Raw genomic sequence first — 16,091 nt, forward strand, 5'->3', positions numbered from 1 at the left:
AGAATATTAGATAAATAAAAAAGGTAGGACATTTGTTCTACCTTTTTTTATGTGTTAATTAATATTATTTAGTATTAATTAGTATTTATAATAAGGATAAAAATGAAATATTTAATTTTTTGTTTTTTAATTTTTTTATTTACAGGTTGTGCAGCAACAACAAATACTGCTCAAATTGTAGAAGAAAATAATAAAAAATTGTTTGATAGTAATAATTGGAAACCAATAAATAAAAATCCACTTATTGAAAATGAAAAGGTGATTAAATAATGAAAGAAAAAAAATATATAACTGAAAGTAATTATAAAGAAGATGATGCTTTAGATTACGAAACTTCTCGGAATTATTTAATTATTAGTAGTAACAAAAGAGCTTGGCTTGTAGCTGGAGCATCTCTATTTGTTGCTGTTTTGTTAGCTATTGCATTAGCAACATTAATACCTTTAAAAAGAGTTGATTTAGCAGTAGTTAAAGTTGATAAAAATGGCTTTATAGACATTATAACAAATTTAGATGAACAAATTATAACAAAAGATGAAGCACTAGATAAACATTTTATAGGTAAATATGTAAAAACTAGAGAACAATATTTTTATAATACTTTAAATCAAGATTATGAGAATGTTCAAATGTATTCAAATAAAGATGTATCAAATGTATATGTAAAACAAATGACAGAAACCAAAACTGGAAAGCTTGATACTTTAAAAAATAAATTTGAAATTGAAGCTGAAATTTTATCTATTGTTCTAAATGATAGCAATGGTACTAAAACAAGTACAGTAAGAGTTGAATTAAAAGAAAAAGATGTAACAACAAATTCAGTTGCTGTTATTACTAAGGTTATTACATTAACTTATGAATATATAAATTTGAAACAAAATGCAAAACAAAGATTAGAAAATCCTTTAGGATTTATAGTTAATTCTTATCGTATAGATGATGAAATAAAAAGAGTAGATGATGAAATAAAAGAGGAAAGTAAATGAAAAAAACAATTTTAATTTATTTTTTAACAATTACAATACTTTTTGCAATAGAAGTTCCTAAAAGTACAGTTTTTGATAAAAGAGTAGTTTATACTGACTTTAATAAAGATGATGTATTTCAAATATATGCAAAAAATGGATATACAACAGTAATCCAATTTGCAGATGATGAAAGGATTCTTGATATGGCTTCAGGTTTTTCAAATGGATGGGATTTTCAAGATAGAAGAAATTTTATATTTATAAAACCTAAAGCTTATGAATCAACTTTTGCAGTTGATGAATATGGTGAAACAGTAAAAAAAACAACAATAATTGAACCAACTCCGATTGAATGGAAAACAAATTTAATAGTTTTAACAAATAAAAGAGAATATATCTTTAATCTTGATTTAAATGTTGAAAAGAATAGCTTTTTTAAATTTACTTTTAATTATCCTTTAGAGAAATTAAAAAAAGAAGATATAAAACAACAACTTGCAAAAGCTGAGTCTGAAAAGCAAGATATTCAAGTAGAATTAAATAGAACAGCTGTTCCTCGAAATTGGGATTATTATATGAATATTAATCCTGAAAGCGAGAGTATTGCTCCTTCATTTGCATATGACGATGGTCTATTCACATATCTTGGATTTGACAATACAAAAGATATGCCCTCTATTTTTTTATATGAAAATGAAAAAGAGAGTATTTTAAATACTCATGTTAAAAAAGAAGGTAATTATGATGTTTTAGTAATTCAAAAAACAGCTAAACAGATGATTTTAAGAAGTGGTAAGAGAATAATTGGAATTTTAAATAAAAGTTTTGGAGTTAATCCTCTTGAAGATTTTAAAAATACTAATTCACCTAATATAGAAAGAGTTCTAAATGGAAAATAATACTAATAATGAAGAATTATCTATTAAAAAAGAAGAAATAAATATTATGAATCATAATAAAAGTGAATTAGTTGATAATAAAAATTCAACTGTAAAAAAATTACAGTTTTATATAATTATGATACTTGGTTTTATAGTTACTATTTTGATTATTTATTCATTATTTAAAAATATTATAATTAATTATAATAAAAAAGATGAAGTAAAAAAGATAGAGACGGCTAATGTAAAGGTTCTAAAAAAAGAAGATATTCCTTTAGAAAAAACTATATTATTTCCACCAGCTGAATGGAAAACTAAAGAAGTTGAAGATAAAAAAGAAGAAAAAATAGAAACTACTGACAATATGTTTTCAGTAACACCTAAAGAACCTCTTTTTAAAGCAAAAATAATAAAAGGTTCAACGGGTACTTTAGTTATTAATAATAATGATTTAAATTCCAAAGAGCAGAACAATTATAAACAACAAATAGATGAGTTAGTTGCTAATCAACAAAATATTAAAGAAGAAGATAGTAATAAAAATTTTACAGGGGATACATTTGTTCCAACTGCTGCTAAAATGAATGAATTTAATCCTGATTTACTTTTGCCAAAAGGTTCTTTTATTAGTTGTAGTTTAGATACACGATTTGTTTCTGCTATTGAAGGAAATACATCTTGTACAGTTAGCAACAATATTTACAGTTCAAATGGAAATGTTCTATTAATAGAAAAAGGTTCAAAACTTTTTGGAAATTTTAAAGGTGGTGAAACAAACGATGGAACAAGTAGATATTTAGTTATTTGGCAAGAAGTAAGAACACCTAATCATTTAAGAATACCTTTATATAGTGGAGCAACAGATGAACTTGGAGCATCTGGACTTGAAGGAGAGATTGACCATAAATGGTTAATGAGATTCGGTAGTTCAATAATGTTAAGTGCCGTTGATGATTTATTTAATGTTTTAGCTTATAAGTTAACAAATTCTAATAATAATGATGATGATATAGATTATAGCGAGAACACAAGAGATAATGCTTCAAATATGGCAACAATTGCTCTTGAAAAATTTATAAATATAAAACCAACTATTTATAAACAACATGGTGATTTAATAGGTGTTTATGTAAATAGAGATGTTGATTTTTCAAAAGTTTACAAACTTGAAAAAAAGTAGTTCAAAATGAATGATAAAAACGAAAATAATATTTCAAGGTCTTTAAAAATACAAACAGAATCTATTTTTGGAGATTTCTTAGCCGATGATTCAATAAATGAAATATGTGCGAATGGAGATGGTAGCATTTGGACTCAAGATTATAATGGAATTTGGGAAGAGCATAAAAAAGAAATACCTTATAAGCAAATGTTAGCTTTTGCAGTTCCAGTTGCAAGTCATAAGGAAGATACTATAAAGGCTAATAAACCTATTTTATCTGCAACTCTAAACAATGGAGAAAGAGTACAGATAGTTGTTCCTCCTGTTACAAAAAAAGATATGTTATCAATTACTATTAGAAAACCATCTAAAACAAGATATACAATTGAAGATTATGAAAAACAAGGAATATTTAGTAATATAATACATGAAGATGATGTTCAATTAACTTTAGATGAAGTTAATTTATCTAAATTATATAATGATAAAAAATATAAAGAATTTATTACTGAAGCAGTAAGAATTGGAAAAAATATTGTTATTGCTGGAGCAACTGGGTCGGGTAAAACTACTTTTATGAAATCTCTAATTGATTTTATTCCTTTAGAAGAAAGATTAATAACAATAGAAGATACAGAAGAAATAGTTTTTTATAAACATAAAAATCATGTACAGTTATTTTATCCTTCTGAAGCAAAAGAAGGAGACCCTGTTACAAGTGCTATTTTATTAAAAAGTTGTCTGCGTATGAAACCTAATAGAATACTTTTAGCAGAGCTTCGAAGTGGAGAAGCTTATGATTATTTAAATGTTTTAAATTCAGGTCATGGAGGAAGTATTACTTCACTTCATGCTGGAAGTGTAAGAGAGACTTTTACACGACTTTCATTAATGATATTACAAAATCCACAAGGACAAAAATTACCCTTTGAAATTATCCAAAAAAACTTAAATGATGTAATTGATATTGTAGTACATATACAAGCACATAATGGTAAAAGAAATATAAGTGATATCTATTACAAAGGAGCTAAAGATGAAAAATATAAATAAAGGAAGTTTATTATTTTTTGTTTTCTCTGTAATATTTTTTACATATTTAACATCAGGTCTTTTAATCTTTTTTTTAAATGGATATTTTAATCTTAATTTATTCAAATTGATTAACAATAATTATGATTTATTATTTACTTATAAAGCAATTATTAATAATTATCCAAGAATTTGGGAAGCTATATTTTATAGTGCTTCATTTTATAGTGTAGTTTTTTTTATTTTAATACTTTTACCAAACAAAAAAAGCTTACATGGAGAAGCTCGTTTTGCAAATAGAAATGAAATAAAAAAGATGGGTCTTTTTCAAGACAAAGGTTTAGTTGTTGGAAAATTAGAAAGTGGTGAACTTCTTAAATGGAAGAGTAGTGAGTTTCTAGCTTTAGGAGCTCCTACAAGAAGTGGTAAAGGTGTTGGTATAGTTATACCCAACTTAATGGAATGGGAAGAAAGTTGTGTTGTTTTAGATATAAAACAAGAATGTTTCGATTTTTCAAGTAAATATAGAAGAGATATCTTAGGACAAGAAGTTTATTTATTTAATCCTTTTGACTTTAGAACTCATAGATACAATCCTTTAACTTATATAGATTTAGAAAATGAAACAACAAGAGATAATGACCTATTAGACTTTGTGAATTTACTTTATCCAGCTGATGGAGATAGTACAACAGTTTTCTTTAACCAATTAGCTCAAAATCTTTTTATAGGTCTTGCATATCTTTATAAAGATTTAGCACTAACAAAGAATGGAAGAGAATTTTTAGAGGAACATAATTTAAATGTCGAATGGTCTATGTGTGGTTTATTAAATTTAAGTGCTGGATTTGATTTATCAATTCCAAGTGAAGAGGAAGAAGATACAAAAATTACAGGGCTTGATGATACTTTTGAATATTTAGAACATTTAGAAATAATTTCTAAACCGACTAAAGAAAAATTGAATAGCTATTTTACAATAGATAGCCAAAATACTAAATCAGGAGTTATGAGTTCTTTTAATGCTCCACTAATGATATATAGGAATCAACCAATAACAACTGCAACAGCAACAAGTGATTTTGATTTAAGAGATTTAAGAAAGAAAAGAATGACTATTTTTATAGGTATAACACCTGATAAACTTGCTATTGCAAGACCTATTTTAAATATCTTTTTTTCGCAATTACTTAGTGTAAATACAAAAGAGTTACCACAAAAAAATCCTGATTTAAAATATACTTGTTTATTGTTATTAGATGAGTTCACAAGCATTGGGAATATGCCAATTCTTAAAAAAGGTGTTTCATATATTGCTAGTTTCCATTTAAGAATTTTGATGATATTTCAAGCAATATCTCAACTTGAAGCTAGAACTCCTGATGGATATGATAAAGAGGGAGCTAATACCCTACTTCAAAATATGGGAGTAAAAATTTATTACACACCTAACGAATTTGAAGAAGCTGAAAAAATTTCAAAAAGATTAGGAGATACAACATTTAAAGCAATTTCTAAATCTTATAATCACGGTAAGTTTTTAGAAGCTGGAAGTTCTTCTCATTCTGTTAGTGAACAAAAAAGAGCCTTAATGTTACCACAAGAACTTATGGAGTTATCACAAAGTAAAGCTTTATTAATGATGAATTATCAAAAACCTATATTATGTAATAAAGCTTTTTATTACAATGATGAATATTTTATTAATAAATTTAGACAAGTTTCACCTTTTATGAAAAGTATTAAAAATCCTAATCATAAAGATTGGGAAAAAATGCTTCAGTTAAATGAAACTAATATAGAGATTCCTATTCAAACACTAAATAATAATTCTTAGACCAATTAAAATTGGTCCAGGTATTATTTAAAATTAAAAAAATTCAGAACTTATAAATTTAATCTATTTTAATAGATCAAATATTTATAAGTTTTACAATATACGAATTTATAATACTTTACTAGAAAAACAAAATATTAAAAAATTAAACTTTTTAAAATATTAAAAGAAATAGAAATAATATAAAAAAAGGTGGGACTCTTTTGAGTTTCACCTTTTTTTATATCCAAATTTTATTTAGGAGGTGTGAAATGTGAAATTAAATTTTAAAACAGAAAAGAAAAAATTGGTGAAGCTTTAAAAAGTTTTAGATTATAGAATATTTTCGATGATTAGTCGATGATAAACAAGAAGGACAATAAAATGGCATTTATAGAATTAACAAAAGAAGAAAAACCAAAATTAGCAGTTCAAGTGAATAATTCTTTAAAATATAAAGATGCAGCTGGAAATTTACAAGATAGACAAAAAGTAACAGCTTTAATTAATATCGTAAAAGAAGCTGGACAAGTTGCAAATATGAATAAAGGAGCTGTTACGGTTTCTTTAAATACAGAAAAAGGTTATAAAAACTATTTTGTAAATAAAACAGATAAAGATGATATTGCTTTAGTACCAATGGATAAAACTTTACAAGAGGATAAAGACAATTTTATTTACTTCAATAAAAAAGTAGATATAAATAATCCTGATAAATATTTTTATAATATGAGTAAAGCTGGTAATGCTGAACAAGTTGTTGAAAGTATAAAAGTTACTGCAACTGATAAATCAGCTTACTTAGGTGCAAGAGTTACTCTAAAAAATGACGAAATTAAAGATTTATTAATTGATAAAGAATTTGATACTAATCAAAGACATACAGCAATAATTGGAAAAAATAAACTTGAAATTATATCAAATGGAGAGCTTCAAGCTAGAAGAGAATCAAAACAATCTCAAGAGCAAGATAAAAGTAAAGAAGCTCCAACCAAAGATACTGAAGATAAAAAAAAAGCATTTAAACCACAAAATAAATCAAAAGTAAAAGAACAAGATATAGAGAGATAATCTCTATATCATAAAGGCTTACAAATGTATAAAAAAGAAGATTATTCTAATTATACAGGGTATTCAGATTCTGACCCTACTCCTAGCCCTAAGCTTTTTGGAGAAAAATCTGAAACTAAAGAACGAACAAACACCCCTCCTCCTCCAGTTAAACAAAGAACTTTTAAACCTAAACAGAAAAATAAAAATCGTGGAAATTTTAGTAGATAATGGCTTTAAATGCAGATAAAGAACAAGTGATGAATGCAATTTCATCACTTGGCTACAAAGTATTTAAAAATGGTAGTTTCCATTGGAATAGTTCAGATACTCCTGATATGAAAATTTGTGATGATGGAAGTATTCATTGCTGGACTACTTCACCATTTAAAAAAATTTTAAAAACAACTATTGGTGAAAAGGTTATAAAAACAGAAAATTATGGGAATCATGGTGATTTAATAGCTTTTATACAACTCACAAATACTAATATGGATTTTCCTGAAGCTCAAGAAGAAGCTTACAAATTATTAAATTTAGAACTACCATCTTTAAATGCTTATGAAGGACATTATTCTAACACAATAAAAAAAGATGGTTTTATTAGTAAAGAGTTTATGAAAGAGTTTGAAAAGCAAAGAGTAGAAAACTTTGATAGGTACAAAGAGTTATTAAAAGAAGCCTTACCTTCTTTAAATTTTGATAAACAAAAAAAAATAGCATTAATGTACCAAATTGGCTATATAAAACAATCAGATAGATTATGTATGCCCATTCTTGATGACTATGGAAATATCTTAACCCTTTGGAAATATAACAAAAATCCTAAACCTTTTTTTAATACAGATGGCAAAGAAATTAAATTATCTAAAGTTTTATTTTCTAAAGGTAGAAAAAGAACGACTTTTAATCTTGCAGATTTAAAAGAGTATCGAAAAGATAAATCAATTGAAGTATATCTATGTGGGGGAGAAAAAGATGTTTTAAATATGGTTGGTAATGGTTATAGAGCTGTTACTTTAGGAGCTGAAAATAATGATATTCCAAAAGAACATTTGGAACTATTTAAAGATTTAAAAATCATAGTCGCTTATGACTATGATAAAGCTGGGCAAGAGGGAACAGCTAAGATGTTGGAACAATTAAAAAATGTTGCAAAAAGTGTAAAATCTTGGAACTGGGAAGATGAAGCAAAAAAACATAAATTGCAACTTTTTAAAGGTTTCGATATGACTGATTTATTAGTATTTATTAGTGAAAAGATTAGAAAAAATAAGGAAATAAAAATATGATTAAAAATATTGAATTATCTTTAAGTCTTAGGAGTTTAGAAATTCTAATAGAAGCATTAGTGGGAGAGATATCTTTCTTATCTTTTCAACAGATTGGGGAAGACAAAAAAAATATAATAAATGAATACAATGAAGTATTAAATGAGTTAAAAAATTTAGAAAAAAATCAATTAAAGGAAAAACTATGGCAACAATTGCAGGAAGTGTAAAAAGCTTATCAAGTGGAATTTTTCATGCAAAAGATGAAAATGGTAATATTAGAGTTTTACAAGAAGGTGATACAATCTATGAGAATGACACGGTTTATGGTGACAATGGAAATTCTTCATCATCAAAAATAGAAATTCTTCTTTCTGGAAATGATGTTATTGTTTTAAGTGAAGGTCAAAAACAATTAATAGATTCTTCTTTAATTGAAACAGCTTTTGGAACAGAAGAGTTGTTTTTTACAAGAGAAGGTTTAGATTTAAAAGCTGATGAACATAATTCAAATGCTGATGTTGATATAACGAATGAAGCGACAGCAGAAGGGCAAGAAACAGTTGAAGATAAAGATAAAAAAGAAGATGAATTTTTAGAGAGAGATGCTGCTGAAACAAATGTTGTTAGTAACCTAAGAACACAATCCTTTACACCAATTGAAGTATTTAAAAAAGATGTTGAAACAAAAAAAATAGTTACAAATACAGATAATCTTGAATCTAATGAGGAGCAAATTCTTGAACCTGAACCAGTTCCAACACCTGAACCTGAACCAGTTCCAACACCTGAACCTGAACCAGTTCCAACACCTGAACCTGAACCAGTTCCAACACCTGAACCTGAACCAGTTCCAACACCTGAACCTTATGTTACAAAGATAGTATTATCTGCTCCACATGAAGTAATTGAAGGTGATGAAATAATTGTTACTGCAACAGTTGATAAAGCTCCTAAAACTGATTTATATGTACTTTTAGATAATGAGCAGCTTATAACTATTAAAGCTGGTGAACTTTCAGGAAGTGTTACAACTACACTTTATACAGATGATAGATATATTCAAGGTGATAGAACTTATGATATTTCAATTTCAAATGCAGAAGGTGGAGGATATGAAAAACTTGATACAAGTTCTAAATTAGACATTATTGTCAAAGATGATGCAGATGTTACAAAGATAGTATTATCTGCTCCACATGAAGTAATTGAAGGTGATGAAATAATTGTTACTGCAACAGTTGATAAAGCTCCTAAAACTGATTTATATGTACTTTTAGATAATGAGCAGCTTATAACTATTAAAGCTGGTGAACTTTCAGGAAGTGTTACAACTACACTTTATACAGATGATAGATATATTCAAGGTGATAGAACTTATGATATTTCAATTTCAAATGCAGAAGGTGGAGGATATGAAAAACTTGATACAAGTTCTAAATTAGACATTATTGTCAAAGATGATGCAGATGTTACAAAGATAGTATTATCTGCTCCACATGAAGTAATTGAAGGTGATGAAATAATTGTTACTGCAACAGTTGATAAAGCTCCTAAAACTGATTTATATGTACTTTTAGATAATGAGCAGCTTATAACTATTAAAGCTGGTGAACTTTCAGGAAGTGTTACAACTACACTTTATACAGATGATAGATATATTCAAGGTGATAGAACTTATGATATTTCAATTTCAAATGCAGAAGGTGGAGGATATGAAAAACTTGATACAAGTTCTAAATTAGACATTATTGTCAAAGATGATGCAGATGTTACAAAGATAGTATTATCTGCTCCACATGAAGTAATTGAAGGTGATGAAATAATTGTTACTGCAACAGTTGATAAAGCTCCTAAAACTGATTTATATGTACTTTTAGATAATGAGCAGCTTATAACTATTAAAGCTGGTGAACTTTCAGGAAGTGTTACAACTACACTTTATACAGATGATAGATATATTCAAGGTGATAGAACTTACGATATTTCAATTTCAAATGCAGAAGGTGGAGGATATGAAAAACTTGATACAAGTTCTAAATTAGACATTATTGTCAAAGATGATGCAGATGTTACAAAGATAGTATTATCTGCTCCACATGAAGTAATTGAAGGTGATGAAATAATTGTTACTGCAACAGTTGATAAAGCTCCTAAAACTGATTTATATGTACTTTTAGATAATGAGCAGCTTATAACTATTAAAGCTGGTGAACTTTCAGGAAGTGTTACAACTACACTTTATACAGATGATAGATATATTCAAGGTGATAGAACTTACGATATTTCAATTTCAAATGCAGAAGGTGGAGGATATGAAAAACTTGATACAAGTTCTAAATTAGACATTATTGTCAAAGATGATGCAGATGTTACAACTGTATCTATTAATAAAATTGAAGTTCCTGAAGAAATAACTATATATAGAGCTAATTCTACGACTGAAAATACAGGGAAAAGTAATTTAGTATATCTTGAAAATAGAACTGATAATTTACTACTTCAAGGTTATATTAAAGATGATGAATTGTATCAAATAGAAATGAAAGATTTTTATATTAAAAATAACGCTTGGGGTAAAGATGAACAAGGTTCTTTTTTAGAATTTGTATTAACAATTCCTGAACCAATTACAAATGATTTAATCTTTTTAGCAAATAATTTACTTAAACCTAAAAATAGTTTTGAAGAAAATAGTAACAATACAGAATTTATTACTATTAAAGCTGGAGAAACAACGGGAATAGGTAAATATTATATTACAGAGTTTAAGGATTTACCTTATACGGATGAACCTAGAGAGTATGGAACAGGAGCAATTTTTGCAGAAGATGCTTCTTCTTCTAATTATTCTTCTTTTTTTAGTATTGGTGGTAATGATTTTAAATTAAACATTAATGGAGATTCTACTATTGATACAACAACAATTGATATTGCAGAGGTTATAGATAACATTGATGGAACAATGACTTTAAAAATAGAGTTATCCAATCCCCCTATTGAGAATGGTAGAATTGGAGGAAGTGGTAGCGTATCTTTTTTTGTAAATGGAGAACATTATAGAATACCTTTTGAGCATGGTGTACAAGAATATTATTTAACAATAGAAAAAAAATTTGATACAAATGGTTCTATAAAAATTACACATTTTAATGCAGATGCATATTTTGAAGATATAAGTATTCCTGATAAAATGGGAGATTCTAGTGTTGCTGTTATTATAAAACAAGGGTATGATACTTATGAAATTGAAACTTCAAATCCCCCTGATGGAAATAAATACAACTTTGTTAATACATTTCCTATTGCAACAATAGAAAAAACTTCTATTGATTATAGCAATAATGTAACTAAAGAAATTTATGAAGTTAATTTAGATAAGAATGGAAAAGGTACTTTAGTTATAAATACAGATAGTACACAAAAATCAACTAATTTAAAAATTTTAGAAATTGGTGGAAATTTTGAAAAAGTTGATTTTGTAAATAATGATATTAATTTAAGTAATTTAGAAAATATTATTACAGATAATAATATAAACTTGAGAAATGAGAAAATAGATAATGTTAATATTACTTTAGAAGATGTTTTAAAACTTGCTCCACAAAAAGAACTTACAATTAATTGTGATAATTTTGACAATTTAAATTTTAAAAATACTATTTCTAATGGAACGGAAAATAATTGGAGTAAAGCAACTGGTTCAGGTATTGATAGTGGATATGATATTTATACAAATAGTGGAGATTTAAGTATTCAAGTAAAAGTTGAGCAACCTATTTCAGATGGAATAACTAACTAATGTTAAATATTTTTATTTTTTTATATAAAAAAATTTTCTTTTTGTTTAAAAAAGAAAAATACTCTCATAAATGGAGAAAAGATTCAGCTCATAAAATTCTAAAAAGATTAGATACTTTAAATGAAGCCCAAATATTTGTATATTTAAGAAAAATTGACCCTTTTACAATGGAAGAACTTATCTTAACTGCATTAGAAAAAAGAGAAGATATTAAAATAGAAAGAAATACAAAATATACAGGTGATGGTGGTGTTGATGGAAGATTTTATCTTCTAAATAAAAATAGAAAACCTTTAAAATGTATTATTCAGGCAAAAAGGTATAGTTCTTTAATTAATCCAAAGCATTTAAAAGAATTTGCTAATCAAATTAATCAAGAAAATGCCTATTTAGGTTTTTTTATTCATACTGGGAGAACCAGTAAGAACTCTTTTGCTTATGCAAAAAGTATAAATAATTTAAGAATCATATCAGGACAAAGATTAATTAAATTAATCAAATTTGGTGCAATAGACTAAAGCCAAAAACAATATTTTATTCCTTTCGGTATAGCTTAATTTTAGTCGCTATTAGCAAGGTATTTTTTTTGATAAAGTATATCTCTATCTCTAAAAATTTCCAACCTTATAGCCCCTTAGGGGGCTTATTAATTTGAAACACATCTCAATATTATAATTCAATATCATAATAAAAGGAAAATATATGACAAAAATTATTGTTGGAGCAATTAGTGCTTCTTTTTTAACATTAAATTTAATTGCAGCAGAAAATGATTTTAAAGCAGAACTATTAACTGGTGATACAAAACTAGCTTGCGAAGCTATTTTATGTTTAAGTTCAAGTACAAGACCTAGTGAATGTAATCCCTCTTTAAATCACTACTTTAGTTTAAAAGCAAAGAAGTGGAAGAATACTGTTAAGTTACGAAGAAATTTTTTAAAACTTTGTCCTGATGGTGGAGATGAAATTGAAGATTTAGTATATAAAGATTATAGAGATAATTTTTTACCTAATGCAGCTGACCCTAGAGAATGTACAGCAGAATATTTAAACAAACAATTGGAGAACAAAGAAGAATTTTCTTATTTAGAAAATAAATTTTCTTTAAGTTATAGAGTTAATCCAAATATGCCAGCACCATGTATTACTTTATTTAAGCATCCATATACAGCTATTTCAAAACCAAATTATATTTGTACAGGAGAATTTTATACTTCTTTAGAATGGAAATTAAATGCTAAATTAATACGAATTTCTTATAAAGATTATACATATCTACCAAATTATGAGAAATATGAAATCTATATACCTGATGGCGAAGGTGGATATACAAATTATTATAAAAAAGTTCCTTTTTCAAAAACTTGCTGGATGGATTAGATGTTAGAAACTTTATTTATTGAAGAATGTAAAAATATAAATGTTCGAACTCCTGTAGTAAGTATGATTATAAAAGAAGAAAGTTCAAAAAATCCGTATTCAGTGAATGTAAATAAAAATGGAAAAAGTTTAATTTCATTTTCTCCAAAAACAAAAAATGAAGCTAAAAAAATCGCTCAAAATTACATAAATGCTGGATTTAGTGTAGATGTTGGATATATGCAACTTAATAGTGATAATTTTAAGCTGCTAAATATAACTTTAGATGATGCTTTAGACCCTTGCAAAAATTTATATTTTGCTTCAACCGTATTCTATAATTTTTACAAAGATACTAATAAAAAAGATAGCTACATCGATAGAGTTAAAAAAAGTCTTAGTGCATATAATACAGGTTCTTATGAATTAGGTTTTACAAATGGATATGTAGCCAAATATGATAAATATTTAGAAGAAAAATATAAACCTATGTTAATAAAAAATATTTAGGAGTAAATATGGAAAAAAATAAGGAATTAGAAAGATGAAATTATTTATAGCAGAAAAACCTGAACTTGCAAAAGCAATAACAACAGGATTAAATGGAACAGTTCAAAGAGAAGATGGTTATTTTAAAGTTGGTGATAATCTAGTTACTTGGGCTTATGGACATATTTTAGGTCTTGCAATGCCTGAAGATTATGATGAAAAATTCAGAAGTTGGAATTTAAATGATTTACCACTACAAATAGATACAAATAACTTCAAATATTTACCTCTTGATAATTCAAAAAAACAATTAAAGTTAATTGTTGATTTGATAAATAGTAAAGATATAAAAACTATTGTAAATGCTGGGGATAATGATGAAGAAGGTCAAATACTTGTAGATGAAATATTAGCCTATGCAGATAATAAAAAACCTGTTGAAAGAGTTTTAATCTCTGATTTAACAGAAAAAGGTGTAAAAAAAGCTCTTCAAGATATAAAATCAAATGATGATTTTAAAGGATTATCTGATAGTGGATTTTCTCGTTCTCAAGCTGATTGGCTAGTAGGAATAAATTTTACTAGAGCTTACTCAAAATTGGCTCAACTTCAAGGTTATCAAGGTGTTTTAAGTGTTGGAAGAGTTCAAACTCCTATTTTAGGCTTAATTGTTGCAAGAGATAAAGAACATGAAAGTCATCAAAGTAGCTTTTATTATTCTATTAAAGGGACTTTTAATACTAATAATATACTTTTTAATGCAAATTTAAAACTAGATGAAAAAATTACAACTGAAGATGAAGCAAATAAAATTTTAAATGATTGTAAAGGGAGTTTAGGAACTGTTTTAAAAGCTATAAATGAGCCAAAGAGAACAAATCCTCCATTACCATACAATTTACTTGATTTACAAGCAGAATGCTCTAAAAAGTTTAGCTATAAACCTGATAAAACTTTAGAAATAACACAAAGTTTAAGAGAGAAGCATAAACTTATTACTTATAACCGTTCTGATTGTAGTTATCTTCCTGAAAATTTATTTGAAGAAGCTCCAGCAACTTTAGAAAGTATAAAAGCAAATTTATTAGATTTCAAAGATTTTATAGATCATGCAGATAGTTCTATAAAATCTCTTGCATGGAATACGGCAAATACAACAGCTCATCATGGAATTATTCCAACAGATAAAAGAGTAAAAATTGAAGATTTATCAAAAGATGAATTAAATGTTTATACTTTAATTGCTAGAAAATTTGTAGCTCAATTTTATGAAGCAAAAGAATATATCCATACTCAAATAGAAATATCAGTAAAAGATAATATCTTTACTACAAGTGCAAAAAGAACAACAAAACAAGGTTTTGAAGTGCTGTTTAAAGGTGAGATTGAAGATGAAGAAAATGAAGAGTTAGAAAATAATACTAACTTAGAAAACATATCTCCAAATGCTCCAGTAAATTGTGAAGATATAACAGTATCAAAAGAGAAGACTAAACCAAAACCATATTACACTGTGTCATCACTTCTAAAAGATTTAACAAGTGTAGCTAAGTATATAAAAAACCCTGAAATTAAAAAGCTTTTAATTGAAAAAGATAAAGACAAAAAAGGTGAAAATGGTGGAATTGGTACACCAGCTACAAGGTCGGCACATATTAAAAATCTTTTTGATAAGGGTTATATAGTAGAAGATAAAAAAGCTATTAAATCAACTACTACAGGAAGAAAATTAATAGAGTTATCTCCAGCAACTTTATCAAGTCCTGATATGACTGCTCTATGGTATGAACAACAAAAAGATATTCAAAATGGAACATTATCAAAAGAAGAGTTTTTAAACAATGTAGAAATTTATATCAATGATGAAATAAATAGAATTAAAAACTCTAATAAATTTGAATCTCTTGCAAATGAAAATTCTATTAAATGCCCTACTTGTGAAACTGGAGTTTTAAGAAGATTAAAAAGTAATAAAGATAGTAAATTCTTTTGGGGTTGTAGCAATTATCAAGATGGTTGTAAAACTTCATTTTCTGATGATAAAGGTAAACCTTTAATCATTAAGCCAAGTGGTCATAAATATAAATGTCCTGATTGTAAAGATGGAGATTTAATCAAAAGAAAAACTATAAAAGATAAAAAAACATCTTATTGGTGGGGTTGTTCAAATTATTCAAAAGGTTGTAAATATACAACTTTTGATGATAAAGGTAAACCTAAAAAGAAATAAATCAGAAGAATTATTAAGAAAAAAATGT

Annotated in this window: 15 protein-coding genes; all 15 read left to right on the forward strand. The window is 26.5% G+C overall.

Translation table 11 applies throughout. The features are described 5' to 3' along the window. Nucleotides 1-102 precede the first annotated feature (102 nt). The 15 genes from ADFLV_RS09235 (at nt 103) to ADFLV_RS09305 (ending at nt 16,063) form a co-directional block, all read left to right on the forward strand. A complete protein-coding gene (locus tag ADFLV_RS09235; protein ID WP_164968547.1) occupies nt 103-270 on the forward strand; it encodes a hypothetical protein in 168 nt (55 codons plus the stop codon). Next, nucleotides 270-989 carry a VirB8 family type IV secretion system protein gene (locus tag ADFLV_RS09240; RefSeq protein WP_129012110.1) on the forward strand — a complete coding sequence of 240 codons (720 nt, stop codon included), beginning with the start codon at nt 270-272 and terminating at the stop codon, nt 987-989. Before ADFLV_RS09235 ends, ADFLV_RS09240 begins: the two co-directional genes overlap by 1 nt. Beyond that, nucleotides 986-1,870, forward strand: coding sequence for a P-type conjugative transfer protein VirB9 (gene virB9 / locus ADFLV_RS09245; RefSeq protein WP_129012111.1), 885 nt, complete (start codon nt 986-988; stop codon nt 1,868-1,870). Before ADFLV_RS09240 ends, virB9 begins: the two co-directional genes overlap by 4 nt. Further along, a complete protein-coding gene (gene virB10 / locus ADFLV_RS09250) occupies nt 1,860-3,032 on the forward strand; it encodes a type IV secretion system protein VirB10 (RefSeq protein WP_129012112.1) in 1,173 nt (390 codons plus the stop codon). The genes virB9 and virB10 overlap by 11 nt, the downstream gene beginning before the upstream one ends. 30 nt (nt 3,033-3,062) lie before the next feature. Continuing rightward, a complete protein-coding gene (gene virB11 / locus ADFLV_RS09255; RefSeq protein WP_172658817.1) occupies nt 3,063-4,067 on the forward strand; it encodes a P-type DNA transfer ATPase VirB11 in 1,005 nt (334 codons plus the stop codon). Continuing rightward, on the forward strand, nt 4,051-5,883 hold the full coding sequence (locus ADFLV_RS09260; RefSeq protein ID WP_129012114.1) for a type IV secretory system conjugative DNA transfer family protein: 1,833 nt from the start codon (nt 4,051-4,053) through the stop codon (nt 5,881-5,883). The genes virB11 and ADFLV_RS09260 overlap by 17 nt, the downstream gene beginning before the upstream one ends. Nucleotides 5,884-6,246: 363 nt before the next feature. Then, entirely contained in the window at nt 6,247-6,933 is a 687-nt protein-coding gene (locus ADFLV_RS09265) for a hypothetical protein (RefSeq protein WP_129012115.1), read from the forward strand. Between the two features lie 24 nt (nt 6,934-6,957). Further along, a complete protein-coding gene (locus tag ADFLV_RS09270; RefSeq protein WP_129012116.1) occupies nt 6,958-7,143 on the forward strand; it encodes a hypothetical protein in 186 nt (61 codons plus the stop codon). After that, nucleotides 7,143-8,204, forward strand: a complete 1,062-nt coding sequence (locus ADFLV_RS09275) for a toprim domain-containing protein (RefSeq protein WP_129012117.1) — start codon at nt 7,143-7,145, stop codon at nt 8,202-8,204. Before ADFLV_RS09270 ends, ADFLV_RS09275 begins: the two co-directional genes overlap by 1 nt. Next, nucleotides 8,201-8,413: a hypothetical protein gene (locus ADFLV_RS09280; RefSeq protein ID WP_129012118.1), complete on the forward strand. Its 213-nt coding sequence runs from the start codon at nt 8,201-8,203 to the stop codon at nt 8,411-8,413. The genes ADFLV_RS09275 and ADFLV_RS09280 overlap by 4 nt, the downstream gene beginning before the upstream one ends. Beyond that, the gene (locus ADFLV_RS15115; RefSeq protein WP_216833237.1) at nt 8,389-11,985 is read left to right on the forward strand and encodes an immunoglobulin-like domain-containing protein; all 3,597 of its coding nucleotides are present in this window, start codon (nt 8,389-8,391) and stop codon (nt 11,983-11,985) included. The genes ADFLV_RS09280 and ADFLV_RS15115 overlap by 25 nt, the downstream gene beginning before the upstream one ends. Beyond that, nucleotides 11,985-12,503, forward strand: a complete 519-nt coding sequence (locus tag ADFLV_RS09290) for a restriction endonuclease (RefSeq protein WP_129011278.1) — start codon at nt 11,985-11,987, stop codon at nt 12,501-12,503. The genes ADFLV_RS15115 and ADFLV_RS09290 overlap by 1 nt, the downstream gene beginning before the upstream one ends. 184 nt (nt 12,504-12,687) lie before the next feature. Further along, nucleotides 12,688-13,365, forward strand: coding sequence for a TrbM/KikA/MpfK family conjugal transfer protein (locus tag ADFLV_RS09295; RefSeq protein WP_129011279.1), 678 nt, complete (start codon nt 12,688-12,690; stop codon nt 13,363-13,365). Then, nucleotides 13,366-13,854 carry a lytic transglycosylase domain-containing protein gene (locus ADFLV_RS09300; RefSeq protein WP_129011280.1) on the forward strand — a complete coding sequence of 163 codons (489 nt, stop codon included), beginning with the start codon at nt 13,366-13,368 and terminating at the stop codon, nt 13,852-13,854. A gap of 34 nt (nt 13,855-13,888) precedes the next feature. Next, complete coding sequence (locus tag ADFLV_RS09305; RefSeq protein ID WP_129011281.1) at nt 13,889-16,063, forward strand: DNA topoisomerase 3; 2,175 nt, start codon at nt 13,889-13,891, stop codon at nt 16,061-16,063. Nucleotides 16,064-16,091: the final 28 nt, after the last annotated feature.

Source organism: Arcobacter defluvii (assembly GCF_013201725.1).
GTDB lineage: Bacteria > Campylobacterota > Campylobacteria > Campylobacterales > Arcobacteraceae > Aliarcobacter > Aliarcobacter defluvii.

What these genes read in the sequence shown, in the direction of transcription:
- ADFLV_RS09260 (WP_129012114.1), top strand. Translation starts at nt 4,051, where the DNA reads ATGAAAAATATAAATAAAGGAAGTTTATTATTTTTTGTTTTCTCTGTA.
- ADFLV_RS09295 (WP_129011279.1), top strand. Translation starts at nt 12,688, where the DNA reads ATGACAAAAATTATTGTTGGAGCAATTAGTGCTTCTTTTTTAACATTA.
- virB10 (WP_129012112.1), top strand. Translation starts at nt 1,860, where the DNA reads ATGGAAAATAATACTAATAATGAAGAATTATCTATTAAAAAAGAAGAA.
- ADFLV_RS09280 (WP_129012118.1), top strand. Translation starts at nt 8,201, where the DNA reads ATGATTAAAAATATTGAATTATCTTTAAGTCTTAGGAGTTTAGAAATT.
- ADFLV_RS09290 (WP_129011278.1), top strand. Translation starts at nt 11,985, where the DNA reads ATGTTAAATATTTTTATTTTTTTATATAAAAAAATTTTCTTTTTGTTT.
- ADFLV_RS09305 (WP_129011281.1), top strand. Translation starts at nt 13,889, where the DNA reads ATGAAATTATTTATAGCAGAAAAACCTGAACTTGCAAAAGCAATAACA.
- ADFLV_RS15115 (WP_216833237.1), top strand. Translation starts at nt 8,389, where the DNA reads ATGGCAACAATTGCAGGAAGTGTAAAAAGCTTATCAAGTGGAATTTTT.
- virB9 (WP_129012111.1), top strand. Translation starts at nt 986, where the DNA reads ATGAAAAAAACAATTTTAATTTATTTTTTAACAATTACAATACTTTTT.
- ADFLV_RS09235 (WP_164968547.1), top strand. Translation starts at nt 103, where the DNA reads ATGAAATATTTAATTTTTTGTTTTTTAATTTTTTTATTTACAGGTTGT.
- ADFLV_RS09300 (WP_129011280.1), top strand. Translation starts at nt 13,366, where the DNA reads ATGTTAGAAACTTTATTTATTGAAGAATGTAAAAATATAAATGTTCGA.
- ADFLV_RS09270 (WP_129012116.1), top strand. Translation starts at nt 6,958, where the DNA reads ATGTATAAAAAAGAAGATTATTCTAATTATACAGGGTATTCAGATTCT.
- ADFLV_RS09265 (WP_129012115.1), top strand. Translation starts at nt 6,247, where the DNA reads ATGGCATTTATAGAATTAACAAAAGAAGAAAAACCAAAATTAGCAGTT.
- ADFLV_RS09275 (WP_129012117.1), top strand. Translation starts at nt 7,143, where the DNA reads ATGGCTTTAAATGCAGATAAAGAACAAGTGATGAATGCAATTTCATCA.
- ADFLV_RS09240 (WP_129012110.1), top strand. Translation starts at nt 270, where the DNA reads ATGAAAGAAAAAAAATATATAACTGAAAGTAATTATAAAGAAGATGAT.